Source organism: Microvirga sp. GN3 (assembly GCF_055792825.1).
Genome location: NZ_JBVVAK010000188.1, coordinates 1 through 13,082, shown reverse-complemented (window position 1 = coordinate 13,082; position 13,082 = coordinate 1). Strand labels below are relative to the sequence as shown.

The following is a 13,082-nucleotide window of genomic DNA, read 5'->3' as shown; positions in this document are numbered from 1 at the left end:
ATGCATGCGCGCGATCTCGCGCCGTTCAGCCAGGCTCAGGTGGATGTAGGGCAGGGTCATTCAGCCTCCGAGTGCAAACCCATTGTTTGTAACGGAATTCGCACTTCAGAATAGAATCCACCCGTGACCTAGAGGTGTTCGCATAAGATATATTATGGAACTTAAATTGATCTGTTCCTAGAGAGACTTACGCCTGTGATCGCCTCTTGGACGATTTCGGGAACTCTCGCCAAGATCCGCGTCGAACCTCAGCGCATTTCGATCTGCAGCCCATCGTAAGCCGGTTCAATATGCGGCGGCAGCTCACGGCGTAGCGTCTCGTAATCGAGATCCGTGTGGAGGTTTGTCAGGATGGCGCGCTTCGGCTGGACCCTCTCGATCAGCTCCAAGGCTTCCGACAGCGAGAAATGCGTCGGATGCGGCGTGTAGCGCAAGGCATCCAGGATCAGGACTTCCAGGCCTTCCAGGGCTGGCAAGCTCTCCGCAGGCATGTGGCTCACGTCCGGCGCATAAGCGATGCTGCCGAAACGGAAGCCCAGGGCGTCGATGTCCCCGTGGACCATCCTGAACGGCAAGACCTCCAAGGGGCCGCCGGGCCCGGGGACCGCCGCCGTCACGCCGTGCTGCAGATGGCGCATCTTCAGGATCGGCGGATAGCTGCTGCCGGCCGGCGTGTCGAAGCAATAGCCGAAGCGCATCTGGAGCAGCTCGCTGGTCATCCGGTCGGCATAGACCGGGATCCGCTGGTGCTGGACGATCGCGAGCGGCCGCAGATCGTCGATCCCATGGATATGGTCTGCATGCTCATGGGTGATGAGAACGGCGTCGAGGCGCCGGACATCGGCTCCGAGAAGCTGATCGCGCAGGTCTGGACCGGTATCGACCAGGACGGTCGTTATGCCGCCCGGACCAATCTTTTCGACCAAGACGGAGCAGCGCCTACGCCGATTCTTGGGATTGGACGGATCGCAGGCACCCCAGCCGACGCCCACGCGCGGCACACCCGCCGAGGATCCGCAACCGAGGATCGTCAATCTCAATGTCATGATGCGAATGCCAGCCCCAGTGCCGCGTCGGCAGCGGCTGCCTTGGAAAACAGGCGATAGAAATTGGCCGTCGTCAACGTGGCAGCGTCCTCATCGGTCATTCCGATGACGTCCGCGAGCACATGGGCCGTATGGGCCACGAAGGCGGGTTCGTTGGTTTTGCCGCGATGCGGGACGGGGGCCAGATAGGGGGCGTCCGTCTCGACAAGCAGACGCTCATGAGGAACGGCCGCGGCGATCCGGCGGATCTCCTCGGAGTTCCGGAAGGTCAGGATGCCTGAGAAGGAGACATAGAGACCGAGTTCGACGCCGACCTCGGCCAGCTTTGCGCCGGATGAAAAGCAGTGAAGAACCGCATCGAAGCGCCCTCGCCCCATTTCCTCGGACAGGATCCGGATCATGTCCTCGTCGGCATTACGGGCATGGATGACCAGAGGCAATCCGGTCACCCGTGCGGCCTCGATATGCGTGCGGAAAACCCGCTGCTGCACGTCGCGCGGACTCTTGTCGTAGTGATAATCGAGGCCTGCCTCGCCGATGGCCACACAACGCGGATGCACCGAGAGCTCGACCAGCTGCTCAACTGGGATATCAGGCTCCACCGCCGCATTGTGAGGGTGCGTTCCGACAGTGCAGAAGACACTCGCATGCGCTTCAGCCAAGGCGCGATAAGTCTCGAAACGGGCCACATGGGTTGAGATCGTTACCATGCGACTTACACCGGCGGCAGCCGCCGCAGCCAGAACCTCGGGGAGGCGGCTTTGAAAGTCCGGGAAATCCAGGTGGCAATGACTATCGACCAACATCAGTGAAGGCGCCCTCCTCTGCGGCAGCAAGCTGCATAAAGCGGATCAGCCTGCCCGTCTACCGACGGACGCCCTGAGCCGTTGCCACCGGTTCGTCATCCTCCTTTGTCTCCTTGCGCAGCATGTTGCGCAACCGCTCCTGATGCCTCTGAACCGGAGCTTCCTCGCACTCCTGCGGCCGAACCACAGGCACCGTCAGGCACACGCTTTGCGCTGGAAGGACATCGCACCAGTCGTGGATCAGCTGCTTGTAGCATCGCCCCACGGGGCGAATATTGCGATTGAGATCATAGAGGCCCACGGGCGTGGCACGGTTGTTCTCCTCCCGAAGCGCTGTATCCCAGTCCATCTGATCGGTGAGCGAGTACCAGGTGAAGCCGACGATCGGCACACCTGTGTTGCGGACCCTCAGAACGTTCGCCCATTGCTTCCAAAGCCAGTTGACCGCTTCGTCGCCATTGGGCCCCTCCATGAGGTTCGTTTCGGTATGCATCACCGGCAACTTATAGCGGTCGTAGTACTGCCGCGTGATCTCGTCATAGCCGAACACGTCGCCGGCCGCCCTCGTCAGGCCATCAGCCTGAACCCTGTGCTCATTGGTGACATAGTAGTCGTTGCCCATAATGCAGTGGTGGCGCAGGGACGAGCGGCTGAGGAAGAAATGGTATTCGTCCCGAGTCATGCCGCTGTCCATCAGGAACTCGTACATTTCCGAGTCGAGCCGCTTGCCGTAATTCAGATCAAGGGACAGGAATCGTCTGGCATTCATGATCTCGGCCGGCTTGATCGCCGCCGGGTTGTCTGCGTGGAAGTATTCGGAAGACTCGCTTTGAATGAACAGGGCATCCGGACGGACCTTGAGAATCCGCTCCATGGCCAGCACGTTGGCCTTCACGATGTGCTTGAGTGCCGTCACGAAGGCTTGATCGCTGCTCAGCTGCTCGTTCCACCAGCCATAGGCCGCCGAGAATTGGGCGCAGATGAACATCTCGTTGATGGGGGTGTAGAGCTGAACCCAGGAAAAGCGGCGTGCGAAGTCTTCGGCGTAAGCCCCGAAAAGATCGGGGAAATCTGGATTTTGAAAATTGCCGATCCAGTCCGGGACGCCGAAATGGCACAGATCGACAATCGGAATGATGTTGCGCTGTAGAATTTCGTCGAAGGTTATATCGGCAAAGGACCAGTCATAACGCCCGGGTCCTAGGAAGGTGTTATGGAGCGGGGGGCCGTAGCGCAGGACTTGGATCTCGAGGTCCTCGAGAAGATCGAAATCCGTCCGCCAGTGAGTGTAATGGCCGCATTTCTCCATCTGATCGATGCGGGTGCGGCCATTGTTGATAGTTGGGTTACTGTTCTCGACACCGGTCGCGAACATGAAGGTGGTGAACATCATACGCTTCCGCTGAGGGCCTAGGAGGGCCGATCAAAACGGAAGCGTCAGGACGCCTCCGCCTCGATATAACGCGGGAAAATCGGCGCAGGTTGCGGAAGAGCGGTCCCAGGCACCAGACGATGGTCCGGCCCGACCGCCGCAAGCGCCCTGCCCTCCGGCGGAATTGCCAGCAAGTCGAGCAGCTTGGCGGCAGCCGTCGGCACGAAAGGCTGGGCCAGGATGCCGACCGCCCGCAGAACCTCGGCCGTCACATAGAGCACCGTGTTCATGCGGGCCGGATCGCTCTTGCGCAGCACCCAGGGCTCCTGGGAGGCGAAATAGCGGTTGGCTTCGGCTACGACCGCCCAGATCTCAGCCAGCGTCGTATGAACGGCAAAATCCTTCATCGCCGCCCTCGCCTTCCCTGGCAAGGCATCAGCCAGCCAGAGAATGTCCTGATCGGCTTGGGTGAACTCGCCCGGCTGCGGTACAGCCCCGTCGCAGTTCTTTGCGATCATCGACAGCGACCGTTGCGCGAGATTGCCGAGGTCGTTTGCCAGATCCGCATTGATGCGGTTGACGATGGCCTCGTGGGAGTAGTTCCCGTCCTGGCCGAAGGGCACTTCGCGCATGAAGAAGTAGCGGATCTGGTCGACGCCGTAGGTGTCGGCGAGGTCGAACGGATCGACGACGTTGCCGACCGACTTCGACATCTTCTCGCCCTTGTTGAGCAGGAAGCCATGCCCGAAGACCCGCTTGGGCAGCGGCAGCTCCGCCGACATCAGGAAAGCCGGCCAGTAGACCGTGTGGAAGCGCACGATGTCCTTGCCGATGATGTGCACATCCGCCGGCCAGTAGTGCCAGCGCGGATCGTTCTCGTTCGGGAAGCCGCACCCGGTCACGTAGTTGTTGAGAGCATCGATCCACACATACATGACGTGCTTCGGGGCATCGGGAACTGGCAGGCCCCAATTGAAGGTCGTGCGGCTGATCGAGAGGTCCTGCAGGCCGGAACGGACGAAACTCGTGATCTCGTTGCGGCGGGTTTCCGGGCTGATGAAGTCCGGATTGGCCTCGTAATGGGCAAGCAGGCGATCCTGATAGGCGGAGAGGCGGAAGAAATAGCTCTCCTCCTCGATCCAATCGACCGGCGTTCCCGTGGGCGCGCGCCAACTGCCGTCGGGCTGCTTCGTCAGTTCGCTCTCGTCGTAATAGGCCTCGTCCCGGACCGAGTACCAGCCGGAATATTTCGAGAGATAGATATCGCCCTTCTCCTGCATCCGGCGCCAGAGTTCCTGGGTCGAGGGCAGATGATCGGCATCCGTGGTGCGGATGAACCGGTCGTAGGAGCAGTCGAGCCGATCGGCCATGGCTTTGAACTTGGCAGCCATCTCATCGACAAAGGCCTTCGGAGTCGTGCTGTTCTTGTCGGCTGTCTGCTGGATCTTCAGGCCGTGCTCGTCCGTGCCGGTCATGAAGAACACGTCATAGCCGTCGATGCGCTTGAAGCGCGCGATCGCGTCAGACGCGACGACCTCGTAGGCATGACCGATATGGGGAGCCCCATTCGGGTACGAGATAGCCGTGGTGATGTAGAATTTCTGCTTGTCGGCCATATCGAATCCTAAGCCCTGAAATCAAAGATCCTTCCGACGCCGAGGCTTCAAGCCGCCCGCCGAACCGCATCGGCAAGATCGTCGAACATCGTCAGGATGAAAGGCCGGCGGTCGAGGTTGAAGACGTCGATCTCGCGCGCCGAACGGCCGATCTTCTCACATACCTCCACCAAAGGCGCAAGGCGGGAGGCGCCGAGCCCTGCCCGTTCATGGAGCCGTTCGGACACCCAGCGCTGCACGGTTTCGAGAGCCAGCTCGTAGCTGTCGTCCGCATCGCGCCGCGAGAGCGCTTCCGCCAGAGCGAGGACCTGCTTGGTGTCGGTTTTCGGCAATCCGTTCAGGAGGCGGGTGACCTGATCGATGAAGGCAACCTTTTCGGCATCGAGCAGTTCGAGGGTGCGCCGGACCGAGCCTTCGCCGTAGCGCAGCGCCTGATCCACAAGGTCCCGCGGAATATCTATCCAGGGAGAACCGAGCGAGGCAATGGCCGCCTTGATGTCCTGGTCCTCCAGCGGGCGGAGCAGAAGGCGCCGGCAGCGCGAACGGATGGTCGGAAGAACTCTTTGGGGCGCGTGGCTGACGATGAGGAAGAGCGAGCGCGGCGGCGGCTCCTCGATCACCTTGAGCAGGGCATTGGCACTCGAGATCGTCAGGTCCTCGGCACTGTCGACGATACAGACCCGATAGCCGCCATCGGCCGCGGTCGAGCCGAACATGCCGAGCGCCTTGCGGACGGCATCGACAGGAATGGTCGCCGAAGGCCCCTTCTTGTCGGTGGCCGGAGCCCTTCTCAGAACCGAGAGATTGGGATGCGAGAGAGCCGCCACCTGGCGCGCCACGTTCGTGTCGGCGGACACATCGAGGCTTGAAACGGCTCGGTCGTCGCTTTTATGCGGATCGAGAACGGCGCGGGCGACGCGATAAGCCAGGGTGGCCTTGCCGATGCCCTGAGCGCCCCCGATCAGCCAGGCGTGATGAAGGCGGCCGCTGCGAAGCCCTTCCAGGAAGGCCTCCTCGCCTTCCCGGTGGCCGAAGAAGGCGAATTGCTCTCGGGGGTGTGGGGCGCCCTCAAGCCGATCCGGTTCGGCCACATCCTGATCGTCACGCGACATCGAGAGGCCTCGCCGCAGGCTCGGTCATTGGGGGCAGACGTTCGCGCAGGGCCGTCCAGATCGCAGTTTCGACCTCATCCGGATCCTGGTCCGCATTGATCACCACGCACCGTTTCGGCTCCGCCTGGGCAATGGACAGGTAGGCTTGGCGAAGCGACTGGTGGAAGGAAATATCCTCCTCCTCGAACCGATCTGCCCCCTCGCCTTTCCCGGCCTGTCTCGCTCCGGCCCTGGCGAGCCCGACTTCGGCGGGCAGATCGAGGATGAAGGTCAGGTGGGGCTTCACGCCCTGCAGGGTCACCGTCTCGAGCTGGTCGATCAACCCCTTGTCGATATTGCCCACGGAGCCTTGATAGGCCCGGGTCGAATCCGCGAAACGGTCGCACAGGACGTGGGTCCCGCTCCTGAGCGCCGGCGTGATGGTCTTGTCCAGGTGATCGATGCGGGCGGCGGCGAACAGCAGGGCCTCCGCGAAGGGTCCGAGATGCTTCGCGTGCCCGCCTAAAATGTACGCGCGGATTTCCTCGGCGTAGGGCGAGCCGCCCGGTTCGCGGGTGACGATAACCGGCTGGGCGAGCTGCCCGAGCCGGTTCTTAAGCCTCGCGATCTGGGTCGACTTGCCTGCACCCTCCCCGCCTTCAAACGTGATGAAGCAGCCTGCCATCAAATGCCTTCGATCACGCTCGTGAAAGCGCGGCGCACCCAGCCTGTGCTGAATTCCAGCAGGCCATCCAGAGCCCGCTGGCTCAGCGTTCCCTGTTGGATATCCTCATTGGCGTAAAGCGGCATTTCGAGAGCCTGCATGTCACCGCGGTTGACCTGGAGCCGGGCCACCTCGGCGCCTTTCTGGACGGGGGCTTTGAGAGGACCGGTGTAGATGATGCGAGCGGTCACCCGTTCGCTTTCCCCACGAGGCACAAGTACACGAACAGGCTTCTTGGACACAAGCGGCAGCGACCGTCTGTTCCCACCGAAAACCTGAGCTTCGCCAACAACCTGCCCTTCCGCGAAAAGCTGCTGGGTTTCGAAGGCCCTGAAACCCCAATCCAGAAGCTTGCGGGACTCCGCCGCGCGATCCTTCGCCGTCCTGAGGCCGTTCACCACTACGATCAGACGCTGCCCGTTCTGAACAGCCGACCCCATCAGCCCGTAGCCGGCTTCGTCGATATTGCCGGTTTTCAGCCCGTCAGCGCCGATATCCATGAACAGCAGCGGATTGCGGTTCTGCTGGCGAATCTTGTTCCAGGTGAACTCCCGCTCCCCGAACATCTTATAGAGATCCGGGTATGTCTCGATGACGTGAAGGGAGAGCTTCGCCAAGTCGCGAACGGTGGCCTTCTGCTCCGGGTGCCCGTAGCCCGTCGCGTTGCGGAACGTCGACTTCGAAAGCCCGATCTGCTTTCCCCGCTCATTCATCATGCGGGCAAAGTTGTCTTCCGTCCCGGCGATGCCCTCGGCGAGGGCGATCGCGGCGTCGTTGCCTGACTGAACGACGAGGCCCCGCAGCAGATCCTCGAGCCGGACAGGGGTATTCACCTTGGCGAACATGGAAGAGCCACCAGACCCCCCTCCTCCTTTGCGCCAGGCATTCTCCGAGATCATGAACTCGCTGTCGAAGTTCAGGCGGCCAGCTTTGATCTCGTTAAAGACCACCTCGGCCGTCATGACCTTGGCCATACTGGCTGGTGCGGTCAGTTCATCGGCATTCTTCTCGAATAGAACCGCATGGCTGTCGGCATCCATGAGGATGGCCGTGGGCGCTGATGTTTGGAAATTCTGCGCCTGCGCCGCTCGAGACCAGACAACGGCAAGGGAAACAGCACCCCATACAAGACCAATCGCCGCCAGGGATCGGGCGATCTTAACATGACGCATCGTCAGATTCTCCAGGATCTTCCCCCTAGGAGACCCCGAATCTGTGGCGCGTCAATAACAAATCAACGCCCGGCCCTCCCGGCGCGTGCGCGATGTTACAGTGATCCGATCGAGGGACGTTCGTCGAGCTACCGAAGCACGAATTTGGATGAATTGGTCGCCGTGTATGCGCCATTCCGCTGGAAGCCTGCCGGCCCATTGCCTGCCGGGGTCTCATAGAGGCTCGCAACGACAGGACGCGATGGGGGAACGGTCCCAGGAGCCGCCGCGCTGATTCGGGCAACCGGGCTTGCTGCACCCGGTATCGTTCCGAGGTCGAACGGACGCTCAGGCGGGAGCGGTACATTGCTCGCGACAGCTCCTGACATGCCAACCGGCTGCGTCGTGCGAATTGGCGCAGAGTAGGCCCCGTTATCCGGCTCGTAGGTGCGAAGGGCAATGGCCTGGCGCGGCGCACTCGACTGCGGCGCAGCCTGTGCGATCATGGTCGGAGCCGAGCCAGTCAGGCTTGCAGGCTGTCCGTCCGTTCGCAGACTGGCCAGAAGGATACGGTCGTCGCTGCCATTCGTGGAAGCGCGCCCAACATACTCGACCCGCACTCGCGCAGTCCCGGACTGCCGGAAACCGAGGGCCGCGGCGGCACGCTCGGAGACATCGATCACTCGGTTGCCGTGGAACGGACCGCGATCATTCACGCGGACGATCATGGAATGGCCGTTCTGCATATTCGTGACGCGCGCGTAGCTGGGCAGCGGCATGGTCGTATGCGCAGCCGCAATCGAATCGCGATCAAAGACCTCGCCGTTCGCCGTCATGCGGCCATGGAAGTTCGCACCGTACCAGGACGCCAAGCCTTCGCTGGCGCGGGGCGTCTCGTTGGGAACGTAGGTGCGGCCAGCCACCATATATGGCTTTCCGACCATTTGGCGGCCGCCGCCTTTCGGAATGGGCTGGCCGTCGGCGACGACCTTCGGACTCGGGGCGACGCCGTACTTCGGATCGATACCGCCTCGGACGTTGGAGGAGCAATTGGCAGCGGTCAGTGCAATCGCGGTCACGCCTGCGATGCGGAGCAATGTCCGCTGATGGGAGGAAAGAAGGGTTCCCTTCTTCGCTCCGGCCGTCGCTTCTGCGCGATTACAATGCATATCGCCTCGCATTCCATTATCCGCACTGTGCATGGCAGCGCGCCCGATGATCTCGGGCATCGCGCCAAAATGCTTTTGGGGCCCTTAAAGGAAAGTTAAATGGCCGCGCTTGTCAATGGCAAAGCTGGAAAGTTCATAATATTGTTTCTATTTGGAAAATAACTATTCAAATCAATTGGATGAAAGCAAAATTTTGAGTCTTACTTTAGCTTGAACCATTTCCCAGTCCCAGGTGTTAGAAAAGCGTCCTGACCGAGCGAGAAAGCCGAAAAATGAGGAGATCCGAGAGATAATCCTGTTAAATCAATACATTAATGTGCATCGATCCGCCGCGATGCAAATATTGAGGGTCCATTAGGGACGAGCGCCACCCATGGATGACTCGTTGTTGATTCACCGGGCATTTTGAGGTGGCTTGGTTAACGGACCGCTTGCAGCCCAAGACTGTAACGGAATCTCGTCTCGAAGATGGCGGAGAGGGTGTCCGCCATACTAGCGTCCAGCCGAAGTCAGTAGCATCCAGAAATCCCGTGAAATCATAGGATTTTACACTGGCGTGTATCTTACGGTGTCCAGCCTCATCCGCTATAATCCAGCCTCAAAGGTGGGGAAGAAGGTGGGGAAGAAGGTGGGGAAGGATACGCACAGATGGCACGGCAGCTGCATACGTTGAGCGCCAGGACAGTCGCAACACTGACAAAGCCGGGGCGGCACTCTGACGGAGGTGGGCTTTATCTGAACATCACTGCGAGCGGTGCCCGCTCGTGGGTGTTCATGTGGAAGGCGGACGGCAAGCGCCGGGAGATGGGGCTTGGTCCTTTGCGGGATGTGCCCCTCGCCAAAGCCCGCGAGAGAGCGGCAGACGCCCGCCAGAAGCTCGCAGATGGGCTGGACCCCATTGCGGCACGAGACAAGCCCAAAGTGATGACCTTCGGTGAGGCAGCCGATGCTCTGATTGAGAGCATGTCATCCTCCTGGCGCAACGAGAAGCATCGTGCCCAATGGAAGATGACCCTCGCTGTCTACTGCGAGCCGCTCCGGGCTAAGCCGGTGACAGAGATTGGCACCGAAGACGTCCTCAAGGTTCTGAAGCCTCTATGGACCGCCAAGCCCGAGACAGCCTCACGCCTGAGGGGACGCATTGAGCGGGTGTTCGATTTCGCTCGCGCCCGAGGACAAATAGCGGGCGAGAACCCGGCCCGGTGGCGGGGGCACTTGGATGCCATTCTGCCCAAGCGTACGAAGCTCACACGAGGGCATCACAAGGCGATGCCGTTCGATGAGGTGCCCACGTTCATTGCCGCTCTGCGAGAGCGGGACGGGATAGCGCCTCGTGCTCTGGAGTTCGCTATTCTCACGGCAGCCCGGTCCGGTGAAGTGTTCGGAGCCTTATGGGAGGAATTCGACCTTGAGGCTCGTGTCTGGACCGTGCCTGCAACTCGCATGAAGGCTGGGCGGGTGCATCGAGTGCCGCTATCAGCTCGTGCGGTCGAGATCCTGCGGCAGATGGAGCAGAACCGGCTCAGCGAGCTTGTCTTTCCTGGCACAAAGCCTGGGCGGCCTCTCTCGACGATGGCGCTGGAAATGGTACTGCGCCGAATGAAAATTGACGTAACGGTTCACGGCTTCCGCAGTGCGTTCCGTGATTGGGCAGGAGAGTGTACGCATTTCCCGCGTGAAATAGCTGAGGCAGCTCTGGCCCACCTTGTCGGCGATGAGGTTGAGCGGGCTTACCGGCGCGGCGATGCCTTGGAGAAGCGCCGCAAGCTGATGGATGCTTGGGCTGTTTTCCTTGAGCAGAAAGCCCGAAGCAATATCGTGCGCTTGAACGCGAACCGCACAATTCGCTGAAACAAACCGCGCCAAATTCTGCGGGGTCTGTGGATTAGGAGAATATCAACGAATTTGTGTCCGCACGGCAACCTTTAGGCCACGCATTGCGGTCTAAGGTCATCCTAAGCGAATCAAAGTGGTTCGCTGCGGACCAGCCTTCCGCAAGAAAGGCCCAGAAAGTGTAAGCCTTCCTCATCGGAAAAGCTTAAGGCTAAGGAAAGCGATTGAGAATTCCGGAACAACCATTAACGATATTCAACGTCCGATACGGATTTAGCAAATCCGTTGAGGATTGACCTCTCACATGAGAAGTCAGCGACGTGAAAAAAGAACCGCCCCCTAATTGGTCGTTAGGGGGCAGTCCTGTAGGCCGAAGCCTGTGCTCTCATAAAGCGGGTCAAAGCCTACTGGGAGCTTGCGAGTTGAGTCAATCAAATCTCTCGTGAGCCTCCCCGTCGTTTCATGCACAATGCAACAATGAAGGGACGCAGGCCCTATGGCTTTGCAGAGTGTTGACTCGCGCCTGATGGCGAACTCTTCGGTATCCCCCCAGCTGCCACCCACAGGCTTTGTCCGGCTTCCCGGCATCCTTGCCCCGAAAGGGCCGATTCCGGTCAGCAAGTCTACTTGGTGGGCAGGCATCAAGGACGGACGCTATCCTAAGCCTGTGAAACTCGGCCCGCGCATCACCGCATGGCGAGTGGAGGATATCCGCGCCCTCATTGCTAGTGCTGCGAATGAGCGCTGACGTCAGAAGCTAAAAGCTTCCGGATCCATCCCATTCATGACCGTGCAAGAGAAAGCCCCGCACAAGTGGGTCTTGCACGGGGCAACAAGGTGATTTGCAATGAAGAGAATACCCGAGCGGCGCTTGCGCCGCAATGCGAACCTGTGCCCGCTGCCGCTCTTCGCTTGGGCAGCATCGCAGCCACTCCACTCCCATCCCCGTGTGGTGAAAAGCCTGTCCACGCGGTTCGGATTATCTCCAGCCTTAGCGCTGACTGTTGCAGAACTGGCAGGCTTTCGCACGGAGGCGCAAAATGTCTAACGATGTTGTTGAACTCCTCGTGCAGCGGCTCGACACCCACGAAAGTTTGCGCCTGAAGGGGCGTGAAGCATGGACGCTCGCCTGCCTCATGGAAGTGCGTGAGCACGGAGTGATTCCATTGGAAAGACCGGCCCCACGCTGGTCAGCATACGTGCATTCTCTGCGGAAGCGCGGACTTAGTATCGACACCATCGATGAGCCTCACGCTGGTCCGTATTCCGGGACGCACGGGCGCTACATCCTGCGCACACCCTTACGGGTGCTCAGGGCTTTTTCTGCCGGGGAGAAGCGTCGTGCGGCTTAATCGGCGCGGGTCAGAGAACATCTCCTGACTCTGAGAAGCCCAGCAGCCGGGGTTTGCGCCTCGGCTGCACCCTTCCTCATCAATCTTCAGAACCGGCGCCCTTGACCTTCTCAGGGCCGCTGTGAGGCACCTCATGCCCAGACGTCACAATAACAAGGGCCGAAGCACAACAGAGCGCTTCGTTTCCCTTCCTCATCACATGCTGCGTTCACCTGCCTGGAGGTCTCTTTCATCAGTGGCTCGCTGCATCTTTCTTGAACTGGCTGCCATCTTCAACGGCGGCAACAATGGCTTCATCGCCCTTTCCACCCGCGATGCTGCCAAGTACGTCCGCTGCTCGAAGGACACGGCCGCACGTGCATTTGTTGAGCTGACTGAGAAGGGCTTTATCGTCTGCTGCTCCCGTGGACATTTCGACCGCAAGAGCCCTCATGCGAGCGAGTACCGACTGACGCTCTACTCCTGCAATCGCACAGGCGAGAAAGCCTCGAAAGCATTTATGCGCTGGCACCCGGACCAAGCCAAATCTGTAGCCGGTCCGATGGGAGGAACAGCCGGTCCGATTACAAGGACAGTTCATGGCTCCACGAAAGAAAATTACCGCCTACGGTCCGATGACAGGGACCGAGACTCCTCGTTTGAGCCCTCCAGCGGTCCGACTACAGGGACACATATAATCTACCAGATGGGGTCTGGGGTGCAGGAGGCGAGCGAGCAGTCAGGAGTAGTGGTGAGACTAGAGCCGAGAGGACGTCGCCATGCCTCGTGACCGGCAGCGCCTCACTCTTGAGAGCGGCCCTAATACCAGGTCCCTGAAGGTCTGACTCGTTCGTGATTTCCAGGATTGCGGTGGGTGTGATTCAACTTGGTGAGCCAAGGAGGGTTGCCATGCCGATCCCACTCCGCTCTGACTTCGATGCTT

Annotated in this window: 11 protein-coding genes; 3 read left to right on the top strand and 8 right to left on the bottom strand. The window is 60.3% G+C overall.

The features are described 5' to 3' along the window. Nucleotides 1-248: 248 nt before the first annotated feature. The 8 genes from ACS5Q1_RS41675 to ACS5Q1_RS41640 form a co-directional block, all read right to left on the bottom strand. Nucleotides 249-1,046: an MBL fold metallo-hydrolase gene (locus ACS5Q1_RS41675; protein ID WP_473103739.1), complete on the bottom strand. Its 798-nt coding sequence runs from the start codon at nt 1,044-1,046 to the stop codon at nt 249-251. Next, on the bottom strand, nt 1,043-1,852 hold the full coding sequence (locus ACS5Q1_RS41670; protein ID WP_203439476.1) for a TatD family hydrolase: 810 nt from the start codon (nt 1,850-1,852) through the stop codon (nt 1,043-1,045). The genes ACS5Q1_RS41675 and ACS5Q1_RS41670 overlap by 4 nt, the downstream gene beginning before the upstream one ends. 58 nt (nt 1,853-1,910) lie before the next feature. Then, complete coding sequence (locus tag ACS5Q1_RS41665; RefSeq protein WP_473103740.1) at nt 1,911-3,242, bottom strand: family 1 glycosylhydrolase; 1,332 nt, start codon at nt 3,240-3,242, stop codon at nt 1,911-1,913. Nucleotides 3,243-3,289: 47 nt separating this feature from the next. After that, on the bottom strand, nt 3,290-4,840 hold the full coding sequence (gene metG / locus ACS5Q1_RS41660; protein ID WP_473103738.1) for a methionine--tRNA ligase: 1,551 nt from the start codon (nt 4,838-4,840) through the stop codon (nt 3,290-3,292). 47 nt (nt 4,841-4,887) lie between these two features. After that, nucleotides 4,888-5,952, bottom strand: a complete 1,065-nt coding sequence (locus ACS5Q1_RS41655) for a DNA polymerase III subunit delta' (protein WP_473103737.1) — start codon at nt 5,950-5,952, stop codon at nt 4,888-4,890. Next, nucleotides 5,942-6,616: a dTMP kinase gene (gene tmk / locus ACS5Q1_RS41650; RefSeq protein ID WP_473103736.1), complete on the bottom strand. Its 675-nt coding sequence runs from the start codon at nt 6,614-6,616 to the stop codon at nt 5,942-5,944. The genes ACS5Q1_RS41655 and tmk overlap by 11 nt, the downstream gene beginning before the upstream one ends. Beyond that, the gene (locus ACS5Q1_RS41645) at nt 6,616-7,827 is read right to left on the bottom strand and encodes a D-alanyl-D-alanine carboxypeptidase family protein (protein WP_473103735.1); all 1,212 of its coding nucleotides are present in this window, start codon (nt 7,825-7,827) and stop codon (nt 6,616-6,618) included. The genes tmk and ACS5Q1_RS41645 overlap by 1 nt, the downstream gene beginning before the upstream one ends. Before the next feature lie 128 nt (nt 7,828-7,955). After that, complete coding sequence (locus ACS5Q1_RS41640; RefSeq protein ID WP_473103734.1) at nt 7,956-8,903, bottom strand: septal ring lytic transglycosylase RlpA family protein; 948 nt, start codon at nt 8,901-8,903, stop codon at nt 7,956-7,958. 720 nt (nt 8,904-9,623) lie between these two features. Between ACS5Q1_RS41640 and ACS5Q1_RS41635 the strand changes: the two genes are divergently transcribed. The 3 genes from ACS5Q1_RS41635 to ACS5Q1_RS41625 all read left to right on the top strand — a co-directional run bounded on the left by ACS5Q1_RS41635 (nt 9,624) and on the right by ACS5Q1_RS41625 (nt 12,160). Beyond that, on the top strand, nt 9,624-10,826 hold the full coding sequence (locus ACS5Q1_RS41635; protein WP_473103733.1) for a tyrosine-type recombinase/integrase: 1,203 nt from the start codon (nt 9,624-9,626) through the stop codon (nt 10,824-10,826). A gap of 478 nt (nt 10,827-11,304) precedes the next feature. Beyond that, entirely contained in the window at nt 11,305-11,556 is a 252-nt protein-coding gene (locus tag ACS5Q1_RS41630; RefSeq protein ID WP_473103732.1) for a helix-turn-helix transcriptional regulator, read from the top strand. 292 nt (nt 11,557-11,848) lie between these two features. Next, nucleotides 11,849-12,160, top strand: coding sequence for a winged helix domain-containing protein (locus ACS5Q1_RS41625; protein WP_473103731.1), 312 nt, complete (start codon nt 11,849-11,851; stop codon nt 12,158-12,160). Nucleotides 12,161-13,082 lie beyond the last annotated feature (922 nt).